The following is a 20,324-nucleotide window of genomic DNA, read 5'->3' on the forward strand; positions in this document are numbered from 1 at the left end:
CGATTACATCGAGATGTTTTACAACCCAAAACGACGCCACAGTTTCAACAATCAGCTGTCACCGGTAGAGTTTGAAAAGCGTTACGCAGCGAGCCTGGAGAGTGTCTAGGAAACCCGGGGCGATTCATTATGACTAGCATGATACTGAGTTAGAGACTCTTCAAGACACCCCAGTGAACTGGATGACGATCCGCCTTCTCCAGTGCCTCCGCAGCCACCGAGGCTTGCTCGTGCGAACTCCACACGCTGTCGGAGCAACGCTCAACGCCGTGCTCCTGGTCTCGGAAAATCAGGTCAAAGGTCGGAGCCTCGTATTGGTCAGAGATGTCCCGCACTATAAAGCGCTCGTGCTCGAGGTGTTGTGTCAGGGCGAATGTGGCGCTCATAGGCATGATCCAGCTTTCAGGGATCCCTCGGATGCCGACTCCAAGGGGGTCGCAGGTGCCTCTATTGAATGATCAGGGGCTGGCCCGCTCGACGCCGACCTGTTGACCTCTGGTTGGGAGTTGGACGTTTCGATGTTCCAGCGACCAATCTCAATTCCAAGCTCATGGCTTGCCTCTTGAGAGAGCCCATGCAAAGCGTCCTCAACAGCTAATTCGAGCTTGGTTTTCAACCGAAAAAGCGCCTGCTGTGAGCCGAGAACTCCAATGACCAGGTTGAGGGTAAGTCCAGCCTGACTCCAGGCTTGGGGCGTGACGACCTGCATAAATGGTTCTCCGTATAAGTGATCCGCCTCTTTCTCTCACGATCGCCGATAATCCCAAGTTCCCGTCGCCAGTTCAGGATTGCTACTCCTCAGTTTTTAATAGCCGTGTATAAATTTTCTGACTGAAATCCCATGGGTCAGAGCCTTGAATTCTTGGAGCAAACGCTGCAAGTAAGCATCAAAGAGCAGTGTGCAGTACGTCGCTGCAAAAACTTTTTCCTGTCTCGCGACCCTCGGGATCGTCGTTGCTGCTTTTTAGGTTCGACGGGCTGGGCTTACGTTAAAATTGAGCAGGATTTGCCCCGTCCTGAACTGGACGGGGCGGGTTTCTAGCCGCGCTTGAGCTGATCACGCAACTGGGTGGGTAGATTGCGAATCATCAGCGTGCCGGCGTTCTCGTCGTAGTCAATCTTGTCGCCGAGCAGGTGCGCTTCGAAGCTGATTGACAGGCCTTCGGCGCGTCCTGTGAAGCGGCGGAACTTGTTGAGGGTACGCTTATCTGCCGGGATTTCAGGCGACAGGCCGTAGTCCTTGTTGCGGATGTGATCGTAGAAGGCTTTTGGTCGATCTTCATCGATCAACCCTGACAGCTCTTCCAGGCCCATCGGCTCGCCGAGCTTGGCCTGGCTGCTGGCGTAATGCACCAGGGTCTTGGTTTTTTCGCGGGCGGACTCCTCCGGCATGTCTTCGCTTTCGACAAAATCGGTGAAGGCTTTAAGCAGGGTACGCGTCTCGCCTGGGCCGTCGACACCCTCCTGGCAGCCGATAAAATCGCGGAAGTACTCCAAGACCTTCTTACCGTTTTTGCCTTTGATGAACGAAATGTATTGCTTGGACTGCTTGTTGTTCTGCCACTCGGAGACGTTGATGCGCGCTGCCAGGTGCAGCTGGCCCAGGTCGAGGTGCCGTGAGGGGGTCACGTCCAGTTCTTCAGTCACCGCCACGCCTGCACTGTGGTGGAGCAGGGCGATGGCCAGGTAATCGGTCATGCCCTGTTGGTAGTGGGCAAAAAGCACGTGGCCACCGGTGGAGAGATTTGACTCTTCCATCAGCTTCTGCAGGTGATCCACCGCAAGGCGGCTGAAGGTGGTGAAATCCTTACTGCGGTCGCAATACGCCTTCAGCCAACCGCTGAATGGATGCGCGCCGGACTCGGCATGGAAGAAACCCCAGGCCTTGCCCTGTTTGGCGTTGTAGCTCTCGTTGAGGTCGCCGAGCATGTTCTCGATGGCTGCCGACGCTGCAAGTTCAGTGTCGCGGGCATGCAATACAGCTGGGGTTCCATCAGGCTTTTTGTGGATCTGATGAACGATGATGTGACGGATTGGCATGAGTTAAGAACCTGTAGTCTGGAGTTGGAAAGGCGTTTCGTGGGGGTGTTTCGACATATGCGCGCAGAGCACTAAGTTCCCGAATTCGGCAAGAGTTTCAGGAGCAAGAACGGATCCGGTGACTGCCGCAGCCGGGCGAAAGATCCTTTTGCCGGTGGCTGTAAGCCAATCGAACACCATGAAGTGCTGATGTGCTCCAGTTTGGAGAGGCGCCAGCGCCTGCAAGGTCATACTTGAACTGGCGTATAGGGACAGCGCTGATATGACGGTTTGTGACTCCCCTGCATTGCGGTTCTGGTCGGGCAGTGCGTCATAGGCGGTGAGGGTTGCGCCGAGAACATCGGCTGGCTGGAGCCCGCCAAGTGCTTTCAGATCTTCTCCGGACTGCATGGCTCGATAGCCGTCCAACGTCAGTTGGCCTACGAGCCGGGGGCCTGCAACCAGGTTGTATGAGTAAAGCCAGAATCCAACGGCATTTTGTGCGTTTGCTGAATCCTTATCGATAACCCAGCTTGCGTTTCGCAACGACTCTGCATACCTAAGAGCGCGTGCCTTTCCTACGTCATCCATCTAGGCCTCCTTTGACTTGGCCATCATTGACGCCTGGGCGAAAGCACAGGCAATGACGATTACGTTTGCACGTAACCCGCAAAACCCAAATCAAGATACGGGCTTCAGGGATGGTCCATATCGGCTCGCATTCTCAGAAAAAACATCTGTCTCCATCAGGCTGTGCCCGGGCTGTGTCCATCAGGTGGATCAAGCACCTAGCTTGGGTTTTTTCGAGGCAATGGTTTCCTGCCTGTAGTTCTTTCAGCGGGAAACCTCGATGCAACTCCGACCCTACCAACAGCAGCAGGATTTTGAACTCCGCAAGGGCATCAGCCTTGGCGCGACCATTCAGATGCTGATGAGCCCCACAGGCTCCGGTAAGACAGAGGTGGCCAAGCACATCATTGCTGGCGCGCAGGCGAAGAACCGGAAGGCCTGGTTCATCGTCGACAGCCTGAAGCTACTTGATCAGACGCTTGAGCGGTTCCACAAAGATGGATTGGTCGCGGGAGCGATTCAGTCAGACCACCCATTGACGGACTATCGAAAGCCCATCCAGGTAGCAACGATCCAGAGCTTGCGCCCTCGCTTGGACTACATGCTCAACCACCACAAGCCACACCTTGTTCTCATTGACGAGGCGCATGTTATCCATGAAGCCCACATTGAGTTGATCAACTGGTGCCGGCGGAACAAGGTGCCAGTAATCGGGCTAAGTGCTACCCCATGGCGCCGTGGCCTGGGCCGCATATTTGACAGGCTGATCAATTGCATCTCTCTTTCTGAGCTTACTGACCTGGGATTCCTTGTCCCGACAGTGTGCTATGCCCCGTCCGTGCCTTCGTTGAAGGGCGTGAGTACGAAGCCAAACGGCGACTGGATCGAGGACGAGCTCGCCACGGTGATGGGGGACGCCAAGCTGCTTGGTGACGTGGTATCTCACTGGAAAGAGCTGGGTCAAAACCGCAAAACACTGGTTTTCGCCTGCAACGTCCAGCACTCAAAAAAGCTTGCTGAACAATTCTTGAAAGCGGGCGTTGCCGCAGCCCACATCGACGGCTACATGCCGCCGCATGAGACTGAGGAGATCCTGCGCCAGTACAAGGCGGGTAGGATAAGGGTCTTGGTCTCAGTGGCAATGCTGATCAAGGGGTTTGATGATCCGTCTACCAGTTGCCTTGTGATTGCGCGACCGACCAAATCCCTGATGCTTCACTACCAGATGATTGGCCGTGGTCTGAGGCTTTCGCCTGAAACAGGAAAGATCGACTGCATTATCATCGACCACTCTGGCAACCTCTTGCTAAACGGGAAGCCTACAGACGAGGTACCCGACGCCATGGACAACGGCGAAGGGGAGCGTCTTGACCGCCGTCCGCAGGACAAAGGCGACCAGGAGAAAAAAACCAAGCCTTGCCAAAAGTGCAGCTTTGTTTTCAGCGGCTTGCTCTGTCCGAAGTGTGGCAATGAAATCGTAATACCGGATGGGGTGGCGGTGGCCACCGGCAAACTGGTGAAGCTGGACGATCGACGCAAAGTACTCGGGCCGACTAGCAAACTACACACTTTCTGCGAGTTGCTTGGGTATGCCTGTGAGACCGGCAAAAAAGACGGTTGGGCTCAGTACGCATACCAGGCATTCATGAAGGAGCTACCAGATCGCGCATGGATCGGCACCGTGCAGCCCAAACCACCGAGCGAAGATATGAAAAGCTGGGTAAAGGGTTACAACGTCCGTCGCGCCAAAAGCAACCGCCGATTCGGATAAGGGAGTGAAGCGTCAGGTTTCGGTATCCGAGATAAAGGTGAAATTCTTAAAAAGCAGCGAGCGCAAATACAGGAAAATCCCACTTGAACGCACTTGTGGGTACATCTGGCTTTCTTTCCTTTAATCAGCTGCTAATCTCTTTTGCATGACACGCCTTGCGCTGTTCATCGGCGAGCAAGGGCCGACGCATTATCTTTGGGAAGGATGTGAAAATCATGGAAGTCGCCGCTGTGCCGGACCAGTAGAGTCAGGCTTCACATGATTTCTTAATTATGGCCCAAGGATTGAGAGTCACCAGCCGTGAACCGGTGCCCGCGGCCTTAAAGCAGACTCAGAAAGAGAAGAGACCTAAATCATGAGCGAAGCGCAGTATGATGATTTTATTTGCAACTCTCCTGGAGAGAATTCAAACGCACAATGCCCAACCGGACTTCAATTGGGCCATTATGTTTCTATAAATGGTTCAAATGATATATCGGACGTGATTGTGGGCAAGAGCGGAGCCTGCGTTAAGTCTATAAAGCTGACCAGGATTGATGGGACTATCTACAACTATGAGATAACGGTTGTCGGAAAAGGTCCAAAATCTGGTTTTACATCTTCCATTAATTTGTATTTTACAGATAGTACCGGAGATACTTACAAACTCTCAATTATTGATAGTAGTGAGACAACTCATACGGTCAGCTACAACTCTTCAGATGCTAAAATCACCAATATTGCTTGGAAGAATGACTAAAGGTGGGTTACGGAATGAAATCACAGTTTATTTTCGCCATCTTACTCGCAACCATAGTCATCAGCTCCCATTCAGTGGAAGTAAGAGCCGGACTTACTGAGTCTGACCCCATCAGTCATTCAATCGGCAGATCCATAAAGTTTAACAAACTTCTCGGTCACACCTTGACTTATTGTGTCAGCAATTCATTTCCGCAGAATAAATACAGTCACAACGAACTTGTCAGAAAAATTGACAAGATGCTGACCGATTGGACTCAATACGCCAATCTCACCTTCACACACTCTCAATACGAGGACGGGCGATGCATTAAGGAAAATAGCGACATCGATATTCGCTTCACATACGCGACAGTGAAGCCGAACGAGGACACCGGGGGGGAAGTTGCTGGACGCGCTACATTTCCCTGGAATGGCCCACCTAGTGTCGTAAGTATAGACCCGAATAACACTATAATTGATTTCGTTTTAGGTCACGAGATTGGCCATGCACTCGGATTGATACATGAGTTTGTCGGAATGAAATCACCAGTAAAGGGATGCGAAGAGACTAATTTGTCGCTAGTCCGCGTCACTGAAAAAGACCAAGACTCAATTATGCATTGGCAGAGGTGTCGCCCTAACACATCTAAGTTTTATTATGAACCGCCTAAAACTCCATCTTCTCTGGATAAAATAGCCATAGCATGTATGTATGGCTTCAAGAATAAAGCATATCAAGCACAACTCATAAATTCGTGTAAAAAGCTCAACAAGAATGTTGAGTATTTTCATGATGATCATGATGAGCTCTGAATGATTATAAATGAGTCAGTCTCTTGCTTTCGATCAAAACGCAGGATTGGAGCCTTGCAGGCTTCCGAAATACATGCAAAACATTCGAATTCATTGCAACCAAGGTCGGAAGAGATATCTCGTTTTTTACTAATTCTTCCAATACGAATTGGCAGTAGTTCTCTCCTGCTGTCAGAGGTGCTGCAATGAAGAGTATGAGTGGCGGGGGCAACCGGAAAACTGGTGGGGCTGGACGATCGACGCAAGGTACTTAGGCTCACCAGCAAACAGTAAGCCCCCTTTAGCCGCCCCGATCTGGGGCGGCGTCTGCGTAATTCAGACCAAAAAACCGCCCGAAACCAGACCTTTCCCCGCGACCTGCATGAAACGATCTCCTCACCTAAGGAGACTCACATGCCCAGCGAAAAATATCCTCCGGCGATATGCCGATCACCAGTCATTGACTACCTGGCAGGCATCGGCTCGCACGCGGTCATGATTCTTACGTTCAGGCACAGCGGCGAAGAGCTGCGTTCCATATCCAGCCGTCACACTGCTGGCTTGATGGCAGTAGCGGTCGGCATAGTCGTCGCCTGTACCCACTTCGCCCCAAGCTCCAACTCCACGCATAGCTTGGTGTCTTGCGCACTATTTGCCCTTCTCATCGCAGCGGTCTTACGCACCTTCGGAATGCATGCCGTTGCAGGGTATGCGACGTTCCTGGTGGTGACAGATCCGGTAGCTCTGGTTGGTCGCTATCTCCCAATGGGCGACCTGACTGATGCCGTGTTTTCGTTCTGGTGCTTAGCAGCGCTGTCTATCTACGGCGGTAAATGTGCAAAAAACAGAATGGAGTCGCCTCAATGAAGTCGACCGCAGAACAACTCCCCATCATCGAATACCAAGGTGACCATCTGGTGGTGAAGGCCTATGCCGGATGCGGCAAGACGACAACGCTTGTTGCCTATGCCAACCATCACAGCCACTTGCGCATGCTCTATCTGGCGTACAACCGTGCGATTCGGGATGAAGGGGCAGAGAAATTTCCAAAGAACGTCACCTGTAAGACTTCACACCAATTGGCCTGGCCGAAGTTTGGCCAGAGCTATCAGCATAAACTCGGGAACATTCGTCTGACAGACGCCTCAGGGCTGCTCAAGACTCGAAAATGGGGAGATGTAAGGGACTCCATTGCGGTGCTTAACGCCTATCTGTCGAGCGCAGATGCTGAAATTACTGAGGCACATTATTTTGCTGGAATCAGCGAAGAGGATGCCGCTGAGCACGGAGCTGATCATCTTGACCGGACGTTAGGCTATGCCCAATTACTCTGGGAGGAAATGATCGATATCGAGAGCAAATTTCCCTGCCAGCATGATGCTTACCTAAAACTCTACCAACTGAGCTACCCGCAATTGCCGTATGACGTGATCCTTTTCGATGAGGCTCAGGACAGCAACCCTGTCACCGCCTCGATCGTGTCGGGTCAAAAGGCAAGGAAGATTTTTGTTGGTGACAAATGGCAGCAGATCTATCGCTGGCGGGGCGCTGAGAACGCCCTTGATACGCAGATCGTACAGGGAGCGGCGTCGATGTACTTGACCAATTCATTCCGGTTCGGTCCGATGATTGCCGGCGTAGCAAATGCGATCCTCAGACAACAAGGGGAAACTCGTCCCCTGGTTGGGTTTGGTGCCCGGGACAAGGTGACGACATCGCTGCCTTTTGGTTGTAGCCACTACACCGTTCTCAACCGCACGGTGATTGGTGTGATTATGACGGCCATTGACGCAGTCTCTGACGGTCAAGTTGTCTACTGGAATGGGGGGATTGAGGCATATCAGATTGCCGACCTTGAGGATGTTTACTATCTGAAAGTTGGCCGCAAGGAGGAGATTCGCAACAAGCGATTGTTCGGGCAGTTCAGTGACTTTGGTGGGTTTTCGGAAGCGGCTGAGGAATCTAAAGATGCCGAGATGAACCGGATGCTCAGGATACTCAAAGAGCACGAGGACATACCGAAGTTGATAGCAGCCCTACGACGCAACTCAACAGATGATCCGCTTGACGCTGATGTGATCGTAAGCACCTGCCATCGTTCGAAAGGGTTGGAGTGGGATGTGGTGGTCCTTGAAGAAGATTTCCCAGACATTTTTGATAAGGAGAAGATCACCCCCGATCAGCGTATTGATGAGCTGAATTTGCTCTATGTCGCAGCCACGAGGGCGAAGAAGGTCCTGGTGATCAACACAATCACCCAAGTCGTGATTCAGAAAAGTCACGCTGAGGCCCGCCGGGAGATGGAAGCAACAGCGGGGCAGCGCGCATGATTTACCTCTTCCTCGCACTTTTGATTGTGTCGGCCGGTGCGATATTTCTCTGGGGTAGATTGGTCTCTCGGTTTTCTGCAAAGACCTGGGTTGTTTATCGGAGCACTGGAATCATTGGTGGGCCGGTACATGAGATGTCTCACGCGATTGCATGCGTGCTCTTCGGCCTTCGAATCAGGAAGCTTGCCTTATTTGCGCCAGATGCGATCACTGGGCAGCTTGGCTACGTTGAGTTTTCCTACAGTCCGTTTTCTCTGCGCAACTCGATTGGCCTCCTATTTCAAGGAGTAGCCCCATTGTTGGCCGGGAGCGCAATAGCCGTTGTCTCCTTAGGCAAAGCATACGAGCTAAGCATTCCCGACCAGGGCCTGGTCCCATTGCTGGGTTGGATAGGCGCTGTGGCCACCGGTACCATTGCATCGGTCGTCCACCTGGGTACTAGTTCATTGCAGGGGTTCGCTATTGCATTGCTCGTGATGATTATTTCGATGCACGCGATCCCAAGTACAGCCGATATCGCCCTAGGTCTCAAGGGCTTTGCCATCGTCACGATCGGTTTCGGAGGCCTAGTTGTACTGCTCCAGATGATCCCCTTCCAAGGGGAAGGCGTTGCAATGAAGTACATCATCAGGTCAGCGGATCTTGTGGCACGTTATCTCGAGATCGGTATGTGGCACGCACTCAACGGCGCAGTAACGGTGGTGACGTTATCGGTCTGTGGCAGCGTAGTTCTGATCTTGCTCCCAGCGATTTTTTTCCATCTCAAATCCTTCTGGGATGGAGCACGTGGCCATGTATAGAACCCCAAAGTGGGATATTTAACTTTCCTTGACACCAGGCGGGGCTTGCTGATACCCTTGTCAGGAGGCTACTGCCTGACTCTCTCCAGATCCAGCACGATTCCCGTGCAATCCTGACAGAGAGCCCGTATGACACCCCGCCGAGCTACTTCCCTCCGCCCTGGACAATATTTAAGCACCTGATCCGCGTTGCATCCGTCACTGGCGGTCTGCCGGAGCGTGACGTGATGCTGTTGTGGCTCACTCACACCTCTGGCATTCGCGTCACCGAATTGGCCTTGTTGGAGATTGGCGACGTGCTGTATCCCAGCGGTGCTATAAAGCCCGAGGTGTATTTGCGAGCAGACATCACCAAAGGCTGCCGCCCGCGCAATGTGTACCTTACACATGCCCAATGCCTCGCCGCGCTCGATGCGTGGTTGGTTGTCCGGTATCAGCGCTGTTGGGGGCTTTCTGGTGCGGATGAGTACCGACGGTATAGCCCAGATTCGAAGCTGGTCATGACCCACGAAGGGCAAGCATTTGAATTGGCATTCAAACATCGCCAGTTAGACAGCGGGCCGGTGGCCTACCGTGCCAGTGATGCGCTGCAACAGACAATCACCAGGCTCTGCCGCCAGGCGGGTATCAAGCAGGGCTCATCCCATAGCGGGAGGCGGTCACTGGCGGCAAAGGTACTGGCTGCAACGGGGGGTGTTGAGACGGTGCAAACCATCCTTGGCCATGCTTGCCTCGATCTCAGCAAGCCGTATTTGAGCGTTGACCAGATTGTGATACGCCGAGCGTTTGAGATTGCGCTTTAGTCGGCTATCGATGGCGTCAGAGCCTGCGCACGGTAGGGGATACACACGTTCAAAGAAAATCCTGCTGGACATCTAATTTACAAACCTTAGTAAATTTAGTAATGTTTATAAAACAGATAGGCGAAATATAGGTGATTTTTGAAAATTCCTACGCATTTGAAGCATATACCACTCATAAATCTTGAAAATTACGACGAAATTGATGGCCCGCATGCGAATAAATCGGATGCTAAAGGTTTGTCGGTTGGCATTGCACAGTGGAATGGGGCTGGAGAAGCAGAAATATCCGCCAAGGTTTGGCGACACACCGGCGATGAAAAAGAGGGGAAATGGTCAAGGCAATCAGAAGAGCTTCCGGTTCATCGAGTTTTCGATCTTGCAACACTTGTATGTAGCGCAATGCAGTATTCGGCTAGTGGTGACCATCTGCCAAACACCAGCGGTTTCAATGTGTCTCTTGCAGAGGGTGATGCGGACAGAGCGCGGCTCTTAGGTGTAATGAAGGAACAGTTCGTGGCCAACAAAAAGCATCTTGATGTGAGTCTGGATCGGCTGGTAGAAGCGTTGAAAAAGCTTGGGAAGATTTAAAAAGGGTCGGACATCTGTCCACTGGTTTTCATATTCAGGAAATCGAAGCATGGAGCCCCGTCATACAAGGTGGTGATTTTGCCCGCTATGCCGGTTTTGCTGTGCCAATGAGCGGTTCAGGAACTGAGACGCAAGGTGTCGTGCTGTGCAATCAGATCCGCACCGTTGATCTTGAGGCCCGAGGAGCAAAGCGCGTCGAATCGGTCACCCGAGGTGGTGATGGACGACGTGCTGGCCCGCATTCAAGTGTTGATTGAATAGCAGAGGAAAAAAATGACACAGCAGAAAATCACGCTTTCTGATCAATGTGCAAATGTCGGCTGGTCACTGACTGAGGTTATGGCGCAGAAGCATGACAAGCGCCTCTGGTCGTTAGATGGAGGTCCGGCCGGGTTACCAGAGGAAGTTGTCGGCCAGATGTTTGCCAGCAGCGGCGGAAGGGTGAGTTATTGCGAAGGTGGGTCTGTCCTTTTGCTCATGAAAGCTGCGGCGCTGGAAACGCTGGCAGCAAGGAACTCTTTTGGCGATCGGGTCGATGCAGTTAACAGGTATCTGGAAGCGCAGATGACGATTCTGGCGGAGCACACATCCGAGATCGTAGACACCGTCAGGAGCATTTCCCCGGATGCACTTGCGCGGAACGTGAACGAGTTGTCCAAGAGCTCGAGACTCGCGGCATTTTTCCCGAGGGTGAAGGAAGCGTTCATGTTGGAGTTATTCGATCACCTGGGCAGTGACAAACTGGCTGACATCCTATTGGCATTCTCGGCAGCTCCATATGAGTACCGTGCTGGATGGCCAGACCTGATCGTGATTCAGAGCGGGGCCATGAAACTTGTAGAGGTAAAGACAAGCGATAAGCTTCTGGACTCCCAACTGCGGTTCGCAGGAGGAATTGCTTCCCCCATGGGTTTTGACTGCGGGGTGGTCCGCCTGAAAGCATTAAAGCAATGACGCATAGCCAGAGCTTGAAGAAAACGAAGTGGTTTTTCCGGCTTCTCTGGTGAAGGACGCATGCACGCTTGCCGCGCATTACATCGCCGCTCGGAAGCAAGCAGACACCGAAAGCGCAGAGCGTATTGATCGTGATATCGGTGCGTTCTTGAGCGAGGAGTTTCATACCCGCGAAAACCAGGCGCTGTTCAGAGCTCGATTCATGACACTGTTTGCTGACTGCAATGCCTCATTTGGCTCGCTTAATCACTGGCATTGCCTGTGGGCCTATAAAGATGATCGGATCTAGGAAAATACCGTGAAACGTCCCGAAGGCCTTTGGCCCTTTACCATGGTGGTACTCGATCAGATCGAGTTGATCGGCAACCGTGTACTCAAGATCGAGGCGCATGACCCAGGCGACCTGGACGGGGTTGACTTCCTATGGGGCGAACTCACTCCGCACCTGGAGCTGTCGGAGGGGGAGTACATGCGAATTGACCGGGAATTTGGTGAATCCAGCACATCCTTCGGTCAGCGCGGTTGCTGCGGAGGCGACGCAACCTAGGGTGACGATCTTCGGTTTCTCCAACCTACGACCGAGAACGCGGCGCTGGTAGCTCGCGCATTTTGCGACTACTTCACCTAAAACGCCGACGTATAGGAAAACGACCAGGTACACCCCAAGTCCCGGCCGCAAACCGGGGCCGAGGCCTTAGAGATAGGCACGATTCAAGCGTCCAGGATCGTTGCGTTCATTTTGAACGCATCTCCCCGTGTTAAGCCCAGAGAGGAGAAGTTTTATGACGAAGACCATCGACAAGGAGTTCGTGTGGCAACGCGACGAAGAACTGATCACGCAGGGCTTGAAACTGCACCAGCGGCCGTTTCACGTGGCGATGGCCTGGATGAAGGCCAACCGCATTTCCGGCGATGTGTTCGACAAGGCGATGTGGGACCCGCTCATGGCGATCTACCATACGCTCTATCCCGAAGGTGATTTCTCGATGCCAGCGATGCTCAAAGGCGGGGTGGCGCTGCGTGACCAGATGTACCCGGTTCGAATCGCCATCGGATATGGATCCGTCTCTGTTGACCTCATCGAGTGCATCGAGATACCGCGTGATGAGCTGGAATTTATATTCGAACAATATCCAGAACAGGGTTGGCGTGCCTTTTATGGCGTTGCCGATCTGTGGGATTTCGCCTATGGGGTCAGTGATCTGGAGCATGGGACTGGGGATGCACCTCAGTTACTCGCCAACGCGCGCTCGTCCCTCACGGCGACCGCTCGCATCCTTGCCGGTGACATCGATATCGACGCGGCCGTACAGACGATCTGCTTGACCGCCGAACTGGCGCTCAAAGGGGCACTTGCCGCGCGCGGCTGGACCGAGGCGCAATACCGCAAATTGTCGCACCACCTTGTTAAACTAGCCGAAGCGCTGATCGGCGAGGTATCGACTGCGCACGACGATCGCCTTCGCGGCGCTATCGCGCTTTTCCCTGACTATGTCGGTACCCGATATGCATCGCACGGCATGACCCGGATCGAGCTGATGGTACTTGCGATGCGCGCTCAGTTTGTGGCCGCTGAGGCGTTGCGCCGTGTGTCTGATCGGGATCTTGCGTCGAGGCTAGAAGCTGATCCTAACAACTTGCCGCGACCAGTTCTTTGGTGCTGATGAGGCTGCGCGCTGTGCTGTCGTTCAATGATCGTCAGATGATCAGGTCATTCCTGGCCGTTTAAAAAGGTCTTCTCCTGACAATCACTGATAGAACGGAAATCGCTGGACACCACCGGCCCTTGATTGGGCCTTTTGCAGTAGGAGTTGGGCACTTTCTGCCCGCTGAATCGAACAGCTTTAGAGAAGTCAAAAATGACACGGATCGCTATAACACTCGCCAGTGCGCTAGCACTTAGTGGCTGCGTAACCCAACTACCCGAATCCGATTACCATCACATCGCCACGCGCGTCGCTCAAGCCAGTATCTGCAAGCGCGAGCATTTGATGAGCGTCAACCAATTTAACCATTACGTGGTTTTTCAGACTCAGGGCTATCCCAGCCAATACCTGTACGACCAGGCAAAGCTAGGCAGCATGGTCCAGGCGAGCTTGGCACAAGCCGGCACCATCGTAGTGGGTGAGGCCGATCGCCCGGTTATGGAAATGACGTGCGCGGATCTGGCCACAGTGGCGGATCGAGTAGGCGCTACGATGCAGCCCTCCATCTCAGCACCCCAGAATCCGGTGTACACGCCTAAAAACACCAACTGCATCACCAATTACGGCTATACGACCTGCTCGTCGTACTGAAATCCAGGAAAAAAGTAATGGAACCCATCGTACTCACTTTATCAGCAGCCCTTGTTTTATCAGTGATAGCAATCGCCATTTTTGTCATGCTTTGGATGGGCGAACGTAAAGCGCACCGTGCCGCAAAAGCATTGCTTGAGGCTGAGCGACGCACCCGCTCGATAGAAGAGGTCATGGAGCATGTTCAGCCCCTTTGGGATCAGGTAAACACTTAGGAAAACGAGTCATGAAGGGATTTCGATTATTAGCGCTTCTGGGTCCACTATCGGTTTTGGCGGGAGCTACACCAGCCGTCGCGTCGGGCTTCGATTGGTCGACAGGGCAAGGTCTAGTAGACGCGTGCAAGGCGGTGAGCATTCCGCAAGCAAAAGCCAGCGAACTCGATGTGGCGAGTGTCTTTCTGTGCAATGTGCAGTTTCAAATCTGGCGAGACGCTTGGACATTTGCGGATGCCTTCAACGAGCATTCTTTCAAGCGGGGCGGCCCTATATGCATTCCAGATCAGGTGACGAACAAGTCACTGGTCGATGGGTTTATGGGGTGGGCAAATCGCAAAATGAGTAATGAACTTAAAGCTCAACAAAGTACGGCAGCCGTCTACCTTTTCATGCGGTCTGCATATCCCTGTAACTAACAATGAAAACGCCATGCCGATTTTACTGAGTCACGCAATCATCGGGCTGGCTACGCTCGCAGTGTTAGCCACCCTCACTTATAAAATTGCCTCAAGGCACGGAATAACCGTTGGAGTCCTTGCGTGGGTACTGCAATTGGCGTTCTTCAAATTTGCAATTTTGGAGGTCGAGGGTCCCTATGGTCGACAAAGATATTTGGGATGTTTGCCGGGCTGATGGGCTGGCTGTTGGCGTGGCATTTTAGACTAAATCCAAACGACGAAGACGTATAGGAAATCGCAAGTGTGACAACCAAAAGATCTGGACTAGGGGGAAATTATGTTTGAGATCATTGGCCTCGTTACCACAATATTGTTGGTTGTAGTGATTGGCAAAGCCATATACAAATTTTTAATTAAAAGAAATCTCCGCAAGGCTGCGATGGTTGCGAGGAAGTTTGGGGTTCCTGAGGCATTCATCTTTGAATCCTTCAAACGCCTGGACGATATTAAGGGCGCTATGGTTCAGCTGAGTCAACTAGATGATAGGTTTGATGAGAAGCCTGTTTTCATTCAATTTGGTGAGTCTATAGCTCTAAACTATGAGGGACAGCTAAAGGGGTATGTCCCTCGGTATCCTGGCTATTTTGAAGATGGTGCGGAGGATTTTGATGAGGTTATCAATATATCGGTCAGCCTCGGAGTGCCTCGCCACCTTGTGGGGGACTTATACGTTGAAAATCACTCTGGCTTAAACAAATTCGCGGCTCAGATTAACAGTCCCGGTAGCATCCATCACAACGCTTCATTTGAAGAACGTCTGGCCGTTTCTATCAGCACGCTTTTCAGGTCGCAAAATAGATTCTGACGCAGTGCCTGATCTGTCGAAGAAGGTGTGGCGCACTGCGGTTGGAGGTCAAAGCTAAGCGGAGTCGGAATATTGACCGACCAATTGCCGATTCTTGTCTGACGAACCACCACTGATCTGTTCAAGGAGAAATGACATGGAAAACGAAGCATGGAGCCCCGTCATACGCGCTTTCGAAACCCCTTACGAACCGAACAGAAAGGAACCCCCGCCATGCCGACCTATACCGACCACGAATAAACGCTGTACATGAATCAAGCCCGGCGCAAGGTGCTGGCTATCGCCAAGGCGAATCGACAGTACATCGACCGCACCGAGGAACATGCCCGCGCCTATGCCGAGGCGCTGTATGACGTGGCCGCGATCACTGAAACCGAGCGCCTGACACTGTTGGATGATGCCCGCGAGGGGTCCGAAGCCCGCGTGCGCGAATTCAAGGTCGCCGAGCAGTCATAACCAAAGGAATTCCGCCACCTCGGCCGCTGTGCTTACAATAGGCCACCATCACAAGGAGTTGCATCAATGGCGATTGAAGACACCCGCAAGCTGATCAAGGTCACCTATCACCAGGCCGAAAGCTACATCACCCATGGTTGGACGCTGTTGGCCGTGTGCGTCTGTCAGGACGGTGCGGATCAGTACGCCGAATACCATCTGGGCTGGCAGAAAGACGGGGAACCGCCATTGATGCCGATATACTGAGTGAATCGGCGTTAACAATACGCCACTTGTGTAAAACAGGCCCCCCACACTTGCCCCGAGTGTTGGGGCCTTTTTTTGTGCCCGCGGAAACCATAACGCCCTTGGAGTGGCACACCAGAACCCCCTGGAGTGGTGTTACGCAATCTTCGCCCTTACTCGAAACAGGAAGCGACCTCGATGCCAGCGCCTCACTTATCCGCCTTCGACCACTACGAAGAACCGCTGCTGACCCGTGCCCAGGTGCGCGAGCTGCTCAACGACTTGCCCCAGGCGCTCGGCGCCGGCCTGAACGAGCGCCTGAATGCCACCCTGAGCGCCGAAGCCCCAGTGCCCTTTGGTGAGGCCTTGAGCGAACTGTGCGCTTACTTGGACGGCCTGGAGGGCCCCGGCACGCAGTCCTTTGAACAACTGATCCAGCCCAAGGCCTACGCCATGAGCGGTTGGAAGGAATGGCGCTCCGGTTGCACCGCCCTGGCGGTGTGACATGAGCGCGCGTGACAGTAACGCACCGCATTACGCTGCCGCCCTGGTTGAAGACTGGGCGCGCGACTGGGTACTTGGGCCACGTTATTTGGAATGCCGGCATTGCGAAGGGCGTCAACCGTTCGACAGCGCGGCCAGGGCGATTACGTTTGCCTGGCATAAAGAGAAGTGCCCGAACTTGATTCGCGGCGAACGTTACCCCCTGCAAGTGCTACGAACCGCGCTAGACACAGTTAGCCCGGTGCCAGCATGAGCGCCGCCGATCAACTGGCCGGGGGCCGCTGCCGCCCCTGGTGCGTGACCACGCGCTAAAACGCTTGGAGCGCCTGGAGCTTGCCTAGGATGCCTGCACCGTGCGCCTGGCCCTGGAACGGGCCGAGGGCTACGCCGAAGGCCTGGAGGTCATCTGCGGCCTGAATCCGGCGGACCTTGAAGCGCTTTATATCGCCTTCGACAACACCGGCCGGGCGCGCCTGCAGGAACTTGAGCAGTGATTGCCTGATAGCCGTTGGCTACACGCCATGGGCGCGGGCGGCCTTGTCCAAGGTTTCCGCGAGGATCTGCGCCGAGGTGCTGATTGCGCTGTACAGTTTGTCAAGTTCCAGGCTGGGCGTGCTGGAGGTTGTGCGTTGGTACTCAGCGTGCAGTCGGCGGAAGTCAGCCAGCGTTTCAAGCTCAAAGGCGGACAGCTCCAGGGTGATAGCCATAGCGACTCCGTGTAAGGCGTAACGGAGAAAGTTCAGACGAAAAAAAACCGCCTTAGTAGGGCGGTTTTTCTTTGCAGGTCCGGTTAGTGGCCGGGCTTGCATGCTCACAGGGAACACTAGCGTTCGCTGATCCTATCGAGTTTACGGTTTAGCGTAAATAAATAATCGTTATTAATGATCAGCGGGCGACTTTCTCGAAAAAATCCATACCCGGCAAACGCCCGGCCGCTGGGGCTTTTGCCTATATGTGTGCGTTTTTGGGCTTCATTGAGGCCATCCGCCGCAACACAAAGCCCGTTTTTGTTCGTATATTGCTAGTAGTTCCGCGTTCGTCAGCCTTTGAGGTTGGCCGGGCATGCGCGAGAATTTTGGACCTCCTGCCACGGGCTAGTAATCCGTGTCGGGTTTTATGCAGGAGGCCCTTAGCCCTGCCGCCTCACAGGGGACACTAGCGTGTTATCCCAAAGGTTCGCGTATCCCGATAAGCGCACTGGAGGTTAGGCCCAACTACTGGAGGGCCGCAGCATGTTTAAGTTTTTGAAACGTGCGTGGGACTTCGTGGTGGTTTGTGTGCGTGTTCATCACGTATACGAAATGCTGCGAGACTGTCTTGATGACCAGTAAAGGCTGATAGGTTGGACCGTTCTGGCTTAGGCCAGGGCGGTTTTTTTTGGCACTCGCAAAAGCGCTGGGCGCGGAGTGTCGAATCCGAGGCGGAGTTAAGACACAAAAAAACCGCCGTTGGAGGGGCGGTTTATTTGTGCTTACAGAATTGGAGTTCGGTATGCGGTTCGCTGAAAGCGCTGACGAATCGATCATAAATTACGTTTCGACCGTTTAGCAATGGCTAAGCAGTTCCGTTTGTGGTTGGTTTTTTCTTTCATCCCAAATCACGACGGCGAATTCGGCGTTGATTTGCATCATTCAAATCATGCTGAACGACTTGGAACCCCGCGTAACTACGGGCGATATAGACGGATTGAGCTGTGATTGTGGAAATTGACTAGAACGTCATGCCAGGGCCGCGTCAAGAAAAAACCGGACGGATGGTTATAGGGGGGTTCTATATTTCAAAAAAGCGCGAAAGTGCTTTTTTCTTCCCGCTGTTTTGCGGTATTACGTATATCCAAGGGCATGTATTGCCCTGGCCCCTTCACCGCGTCTGGAAAACGCGCCGGGAGGGAAGGGCCGACAAACACCTGGCTCGCTGAAAGCGCTGACCCCTTTCAGTAGAACCGCTGCCTTGCCCGGTAAGGGCGGCGGGGCCAGGCTTCTTTTTTGAGGAAGCCGCCTATGCGTCTTTTCAAATTGAGTTGCCGTGCGGCGTGGGAAAGTTTCTGCGCGCTCATCAAGGTCGCCCAAGGCTACCGGGTGTTGACCTGGCTGCGCGATCACTACGACGACATTTGACCGGAACAGGCCCCGCGTAAGCGGGGTTTTTTAGCTGTGGAGGCTCAATATTTCTGGGCAACCTAAAGCGAGGAACGAAGGTCTTTAGGCCGCAAATTTGCGTGATGCTAGAAGCTTGCAGGCCACACTGTAAATAGGCATCATTGGTCAGCCGAAAGGTGCGTAAGCTGCGCGCTACTGCAGCTCAAGAATCTTCACAGTCCCGATCGGGGCTGTTCAAGTATGCGTAAGTCCATTTGACCTATGCTACCCCCCAGAATCAATCATCCACGCATGAGCGTAGATGTTTGTCCGTGCCACGCACGGGTCGTTAGCTGCGACTCTAATCAGCTTAAAAACCTACCCATGCGGGGAAACCCGTATGGGATTTCTCCGCTCTGAAAACTGGAGTTGAGAATATGAGCAATACCAACGTCGTCGTTAATCTGACCAAGTTTAAAACTACACGTGAACTCGAATCCTTCGGGGTTTGTGATCTAACGAGTTGGAAGGAATTCCAGGAGATTCGTAATCTCCTTTTCTTCCCGGTGCTGCCAAACAAGGAAAGTATCGCAAAGCGTGTTATGCGCCTTGCTGAAATTGCCCTTGCTGAAGCAAAGAAGACTGGAGCAACTACCATTTTGGTCAGCTGCCCGCCATGGATGATGCATTCGTTGTGTGCCGAGTTGGTTTATCACGGGCTCACACCAGTCGTAAGCTTCACTAAAAAAACCAGTGAAGACAGCCTGTCTGTCATCGACCTAGTAGTTGCTGCGTAAACCGCACAAATAAATCGCCCACTGGGGGAGTCTTCCCCTATGGGGATTCTCCTTTTCTTGGGCTACTGCTTTCGAGAATGGAGAATTAAAAAAATGCAATTCAACGCACATGTTGAAATGAGTGAGTTCGGATTCAATACCAACGCGAAAGCGCCTGGTTTTGCTGATGGGCACCAGTGGATGCATCACGTCGCTCCGAAGAACGGAAAGTATTTCTTCCGCGAGATGTTGGTCAAGCCGTTCATGGGTTGGCTTTACGCTCCGTTTGGGGATAGTTTCATGCTCATCGGCGCAACGGGGACTGGTAAGTCATCGCTCGTCGAGCAAATCACTGCCCATCTCAATTGGCCTTGCATCACCGTTTCGGCTCATAGCCGAATGGAAATGCCAGAGCTTACTGGTTACAACCTGCCTGTCACCGATCCGGTAAGTGGTGACCTAAACACGAAGTTTGTGGATGGGCCGCTTACCCAAGCAATGCGACATGGCTTCGTATTCGTAATCGATGAATATGACGCCCTTGATCCGGCAGTTACTGTGGGTTTGCATGCTGTTACTGAGGGGAGGCCCTTGGTGATTGCAGAAAATAACGGTGAGGTCATTAAGCCGCATCCAAACTTCCGGTTCGTTGCTTGTGGTAACACAGCAGGGCAGGGTGATGCTTCAGGAGTATATGCTGGCACCATGCAGCAGAACTTGGCATCGCTGGATCGATTCAGAGTCCTTGAGGTTCCGTACCTTGATGAAGCTGATGAAGTACAAACCTTAATATCTACTTTGCCAATGCTACCTGTAGATATGGCAAAAAATATGGTTAAGGTTGCGAACTCAATTCGTAACCAGCATAAAGGATTAGGTGGTAATTACCTGAGCGTCACAATGTCCACACGGACATTGCTTCGTTGGGGGCGTATCTCTTGTGGATACACTCATCAACGCGCGTCTAATCCCCTTCAACTTTCACTGGATGAATCGTTGCTCAACCGCTGCGATCTAGTTCAGAAGACAGCAATTCGTAAGATCGCCGAAAGTGTATTCGGTGGCGATTGGAAAGCTGCTGTGTAAAAAACCCTAAGGGGGAATCTCCCCCCCAAGGGCGCGATTCCCCCTTTTTCATGCATGTGAGAAAGGAGAATCGT

The 20,324-nt window shown here is 52.9% G+C and carries 28 protein-coding genes; 24 read left to right on the forward strand and 4 right to left on the reverse strand.

The window, feature by feature from the left end; all coding sequences use genetic code 11:
- On the forward strand, positions 1-109 hold a 109-nt coding region (locus HBO19_RS27035; RefSeq protein ID WP_138762977.1), incomplete at its 5' end, for an IS3 family transposase.
- A gap of 40 nt (positions 110-149) precedes the next feature.
- Here the strand turns inward: HBO19_RS27035 and HBO19_RS27040 are convergent.
- The 3 genes from HBO19_RS27040 to HBO19_RS27050 form a co-directional block, all read right to left on the reverse strand.
- Positions 150-386, reverse strand: coding sequence for a hypothetical protein (locus tag HBO19_RS27040; protein ID WP_076965300.1), 237 nt, complete (start codon positions 384-386; stop codon positions 150-152).
- 652 nt (positions 387-1,038) lie between these two features.
- Entirely contained in the window at positions 1,039-2,040 is a 1,002-nt protein-coding gene (gene yejK / locus HBO19_RS27045) for a nucleoid-associated protein YejK (protein WP_076965302.1), read from the reverse strand.
- Between the two features lie 3 nt (positions 2,041-2,043).
- The gene (locus HBO19_RS27050; protein WP_028622358.1) at positions 2,044-2,610 is read right to left on the reverse strand and encodes a hypothetical protein; all 567 of its coding nucleotides are present in this window, start codon (positions 2,608-2,610) and stop codon (positions 2,044-2,046) included.
- A gap of 259 nt (positions 2,611-2,869) precedes the next feature.
- Here HBO19_RS27050 and HBO19_RS27055 point away from each other — a divergent pair, with 259 nt between their 5' ends.
- The 21 genes from HBO19_RS27055 to HBO19_RS27150 all read left to right on the forward strand — a co-directional run bounded on the left by HBO19_RS27055 (position 2,870) and on the right by HBO19_RS27150 (position 16,804).
- A complete protein-coding gene (locus HBO19_RS27055; protein WP_076965331.1) occupies positions 2,870-4,360 on the forward strand; it encodes a DEAD/DEAH box helicase in 1,491 nt (496 codons plus the stop codon).
- Between the two features lie 355 nt (positions 4,361-4,715).
- A complete protein-coding gene (locus HBO19_RS27060) occupies positions 4,716-5,099 on the forward strand; it encodes a hypothetical protein (protein WP_130898287.1) in 384 nt (127 codons plus the stop codon).
- Positions 5,100-5,113: 14 nt separating this feature from the next.
- Positions 5,114-5,893 (forward strand): matrixin family metalloprotease, encoded by a 780-nt coding sequence (locus HBO19_RS27065; protein WP_076965332.1) that lies wholly within the window; start codon positions 5,114-5,116, stop codon positions 5,891-5,893.
- A 393-nt stretch (positions 5,894-6,286) separates the two neighbouring features.
- The gene (locus HBO19_RS27070; RefSeq protein ID WP_076965333.1) at positions 6,287-6,739 is read left to right on the forward strand and encodes a hypothetical protein; all 453 of its coding nucleotides are present in this window, start codon (positions 6,287-6,289) and stop codon (positions 6,737-6,739) included.
- The gene (locus HBO19_RS27075; RefSeq protein WP_076965334.1) at positions 6,736-8,202 is read left to right on the forward strand and encodes a 3'-5' exonuclease; all 1,467 of its coding nucleotides are present in this window, start codon (positions 6,736-6,738) and stop codon (positions 8,200-8,202) included. Before HBO19_RS27070 ends, HBO19_RS27075 begins: the two co-directional genes overlap by 4 nt.
- Complete coding sequence (locus HBO19_RS27080; protein ID WP_099170549.1) at positions 8,199-9,002, forward strand: hypothetical protein; 804 nt, start codon at positions 8,199-8,201, stop codon at positions 9,000-9,002. The genes HBO19_RS27075 and HBO19_RS27080 overlap by 4 nt, the downstream gene beginning before the upstream one ends.
- A gap of 227 nt (positions 9,003-9,229) precedes the next feature.
- Positions 9,230-9,805 (forward strand): site-specific integrase, encoded by a 576-nt coding sequence (locus tag HBO19_RS27085; protein ID WP_099170548.1) that lies wholly within the window; start codon positions 9,230-9,232, stop codon positions 9,803-9,805.
- A 138-nt stretch (positions 9,806-9,943) separates the two neighbouring features.
- Positions 9,944-10,393 (forward strand): DUF6530 family protein, encoded by a 450-nt coding sequence (locus HBO19_RS27090; protein WP_099170547.1) that lies wholly within the window; start codon positions 9,944-9,946, stop codon positions 10,391-10,393.
- A 107-nt stretch (positions 10,394-10,500) separates the two neighbouring features.
- Positions 10,501-10,650 carry a hypothetical protein gene (locus HBO19_RS28725; RefSeq protein WP_332875027.1) on the forward strand — a complete coding sequence of 50 codons (150 nt, stop codon included), beginning with the start codon at positions 10,501-10,503 and terminating at the stop codon, positions 10,648-10,650.
- Positions 10,651-10,666: 16 nt separating this feature from the next.
- A complete protein-coding gene (locus tag HBO19_RS27095) occupies positions 10,667-11,347 on the forward strand; it encodes a VRR-NUC domain-containing protein (RefSeq protein WP_099170546.1) in 681 nt (226 codons plus the stop codon).
- A gap of 28 nt (positions 11,348-11,375) precedes the next feature.
- Positions 11,376-11,636, forward strand: a complete 261-nt coding sequence (locus tag HBO19_RS27100) for a hypothetical protein (protein WP_099170545.1) — start codon at positions 11,376-11,378, stop codon at positions 11,634-11,636.
- Positions 11,637-11,645: 9 nt separating this feature from the next.
- Positions 11,646-11,894 carry a hypothetical protein gene (locus HBO19_RS27105; protein ID WP_099170544.1) on the forward strand — a complete coding sequence of 83 codons (249 nt, stop codon included), beginning with the start codon at positions 11,646-11,648 and terminating at the stop codon, positions 11,892-11,894.
- Positions 11,895-12,129: 235 nt separating this feature from the next.
- Positions 12,130-13,011: a hypothetical protein gene (locus HBO19_RS27110; RefSeq protein WP_099170543.1), complete on the forward strand. Its 882-nt coding sequence runs from the start codon at positions 12,130-12,132 to the stop codon at positions 13,009-13,011.
- Positions 13,012-13,206: 195 nt separating this feature from the next.
- Complete coding sequence (locus HBO19_RS27115) at positions 13,207-13,644, forward strand: hypothetical protein (protein WP_099170542.1); 438 nt, start codon at positions 13,207-13,209, stop codon at positions 13,642-13,644.
- A gap of 17 nt (positions 13,645-13,661) precedes the next feature.
- Positions 13,662-13,859, forward strand: a complete 198-nt coding sequence (locus HBO19_RS27120; protein WP_099170541.1) for a hypothetical protein — start codon at positions 13,662-13,664, stop codon at positions 13,857-13,859.
- Positions 13,860-13,870: 11 nt separating this feature from the next.
- On the forward strand, positions 13,871-14,278 hold the full coding sequence (locus HBO19_RS27125) for a Rap1a/Tai family immunity protein (RefSeq protein ID WP_169990595.1): 408 nt from the start codon (positions 13,871-13,873) through the stop codon (positions 14,276-14,278).
- Positions 14,279-14,597: 319 nt separating this feature from the next.
- On the forward strand, positions 14,598-15,125 hold the full coding sequence (locus tag HBO19_RS27130) for a hypothetical protein (RefSeq protein ID WP_099168938.1): 528 nt from the start codon (positions 14,598-14,600) through the stop codon (positions 15,123-15,125).
- Between the two features lie 249 nt (positions 15,126-15,374).
- Positions 15,375-15,581 carry a hypothetical protein gene (locus tag HBO19_RS27135; RefSeq protein WP_099168937.1) on the forward strand — a complete coding sequence of 69 codons (207 nt, stop codon included), beginning with the start codon at positions 15,375-15,377 and terminating at the stop codon, positions 15,579-15,581.
- A gap of 66 nt (positions 15,582-15,647) precedes the next feature.
- On the forward strand, positions 15,648-15,827 hold the full coding sequence (locus HBO19_RS27140; protein WP_099168936.1) for a hypothetical protein: 180 nt from the start codon (positions 15,648-15,650) through the stop codon (positions 15,825-15,827).
- A gap of 177 nt (positions 15,828-16,004) precedes the next feature.
- Positions 16,005-16,310 (forward strand): hypothetical protein, encoded by a 306-nt coding sequence (locus tag HBO19_RS27145; RefSeq protein WP_099168935.1) that lies wholly within the window; start codon positions 16,005-16,007, stop codon positions 16,308-16,310.
- Positions 16,311-16,663: 353 nt separating this feature from the next.
- Positions 16,664-16,804 (forward strand): hypothetical protein, encoded by a 141-nt coding sequence (locus tag HBO19_RS27150; protein WP_169990593.1) that lies wholly within the window; start codon positions 16,664-16,666, stop codon positions 16,802-16,804.
- Between the two features lie 18 nt (positions 16,805-16,822).
- On the opposite strand, the gene HBO19_RS27155 is transcribed toward HBO19_RS27150, so the two are convergent.
- The gene (locus HBO19_RS27155; protein ID WP_099168934.1) at positions 16,823-17,017 is read right to left on the reverse strand and encodes a hypothetical protein; all 195 of its coding nucleotides are present in this window, start codon (positions 17,015-17,017) and stop codon (positions 16,823-16,825) included.
- A 1,808-nt stretch (positions 17,018-18,825) separates the two neighbouring features.
- On the opposite strand from HBO19_RS27155, the gene HBO19_RS27160 reads away from it, so the two are divergent.
- Together HBO19_RS27160 and HBO19_RS27165 are read left to right on the forward strand one after the other, a co-directional pair.
- Positions 18,826-19,185 (forward strand): hypothetical protein, encoded by a 360-nt coding sequence (locus HBO19_RS27160; RefSeq protein ID WP_047229952.1) that lies wholly within the window; start codon positions 18,826-18,828, stop codon positions 19,183-19,185.
- Positions 19,186-19,278: 93 nt separating this feature from the next.
- The gene (locus tag HBO19_RS27165; RefSeq protein ID WP_099168933.1) at positions 19,279-20,250 is read left to right on the forward strand and encodes an AAA family ATPase; all 972 of its coding nucleotides are present in this window, start codon (positions 19,279-19,281) and stop codon (positions 20,248-20,250) included.
- Positions 20,251-20,324 lie beyond the last annotated feature (74 nt).

The organism is Pseudomonas sp. WS 5021 (assembly GCF_012985535.1).
GTDB lineage: Bacteria > Pseudomonadota > Gammaproteobacteria > Pseudomonadales > Pseudomonadaceae > Aquipseudomonas.

Excerpts from the sequence above, each read along its gene's own strand:
- HBO19_RS27165 (WP_099168933.1), top strand. The coding sequence starts at position 19,279 with ATGCAATTCAACGCACATGTTGAAATGAGTGAGTTCGGATTCAATACC.
- HBO19_RS28725 (WP_332875027.1), top strand. The coding sequence starts at position 10,501 with ATGAGCGGTTCAGGAACTGAGACGCAAGGTGTCGTGCTGTGCAATCAG.
- yejK (WP_076965302.1), bottom strand. The coding sequence starts at position 2,040 with ATGCCAATCCGTCACATCATCGTTCATCAGATCCACAAAAAGCCTGAT.
- HBO19_RS27130 (WP_099168938.1), top strand. The coding sequence starts at position 14,598 with ATGTTTGAGATCATTGGCCTCGTTACCACAATATTGTTGGTTGTAGTG.
- HBO19_RS27060 (WP_130898287.1), top strand. The coding sequence starts at position 4,716 with ATGAGCGAAGCGCAGTATGATGATTTTATTTGCAACTCTCCTGGAGAG.
- HBO19_RS27085 (WP_099170548.1), top strand. The coding sequence starts at position 9,230 with ATGCTGTTGTGGCTCACTCACACCTCTGGCATTCGCGTCACCGAATTG.
- HBO19_RS27075 (WP_076965334.1), top strand. The coding sequence starts at position 6,736 with ATGAAGTCGACCGCAGAACAACTCCCCATCATCGAATACCAAGGTGAC.
- HBO19_RS27080 (WP_099170549.1), top strand. The coding sequence starts at position 8,199 with ATGATTTACCTCTTCCTCGCACTTTTGATTGTGTCGGCCGGTGCGATA.
- HBO19_RS27110 (WP_099170543.1), top strand. The coding sequence starts at position 12,130 with ATGACGAAGACCATCGACAAGGAGTTCGTGTGGCAACGCGACGAAGAA.
- HBO19_RS27065 (WP_076965332.1), top strand. The coding sequence starts at position 5,114 with ATGAAATCACAGTTTATTTTCGCCATCTTACTCGCAACCATAGTCATC.
- HBO19_RS27070 (WP_076965333.1), top strand. The coding sequence starts at position 6,287 with ATGCCCAGCGAAAAATATCCTCCGGCGATATGCCGATCACCAGTCATT.
- HBO19_RS27160 (WP_047229952.1), top strand. The coding sequence starts at position 18,826 with ATGAGCAATACCAACGTCGTCGTTAATCTGACCAAGTTTAAAACTACA.
- HBO19_RS27040 (WP_076965300.1), bottom strand. The coding sequence starts at position 386 with ATGAGCGCCACATTCGCCCTGACACAACACCTCGAGCACGAGCGCTTT.
- HBO19_RS27155 (WP_099168934.1), bottom strand. The coding sequence starts at position 17,017 with ATGGCTATCACCCTGGAGCTGTCCGCCTTTGAGCTTGAAACGCTGGCT.
- HBO19_RS27140 (WP_099168936.1), top strand. The coding sequence starts at position 15,648 with ATGGCGATTGAAGACACCCGCAAGCTGATCAAGGTCACCTATCACCAG.
- HBO19_RS27125 (WP_169990595.1), top strand. The coding sequence starts at position 13,871 with ATGAAGGGATTTCGATTATTAGCGCTTCTGGGTCCACTATCGGTTTTG.
- HBO19_RS27145 (WP_099168935.1), top strand. The coding sequence starts at position 16,005 with ATGCCAGCGCCTCACTTATCCGCCTTCGACCACTACGAAGAACCGCTG.
- HBO19_RS27050 (WP_028622358.1), bottom strand. The coding sequence starts at position 2,610 with ATGGATGACGTAGGAAAGGCACGCGCTCTTAGGTATGCAGAGTCGTTG.
- HBO19_RS27135 (WP_099168937.1), top strand. The coding sequence starts at position 15,375 with ATGAATCAAGCCCGGCGCAAGGTGCTGGCTATCGCCAAGGCGAATCGA.
- HBO19_RS27120 (WP_099170541.1), top strand. The coding sequence starts at position 13,662 with ATGGAACCCATCGTACTCACTTTATCAGCAGCCCTTGTTTTATCAGTG.
- HBO19_RS27115 (WP_099170542.1), top strand. The coding sequence starts at position 13,207 with ATGACACGGATCGCTATAACACTCGCCAGTGCGCTAGCACTTAGTGGC.
- HBO19_RS27055 (WP_076965331.1), top strand. The coding sequence starts at position 2,870 with ATGCAACTCCGACCCTACCAACAGCAGCAGGATTTTGAACTCCGCAAG.
- HBO19_RS27095 (WP_099170546.1), top strand. The coding sequence starts at position 10,667 with ATGACACAGCAGAAAATCACGCTTTCTGATCAATGTGCAAATGTCGGC.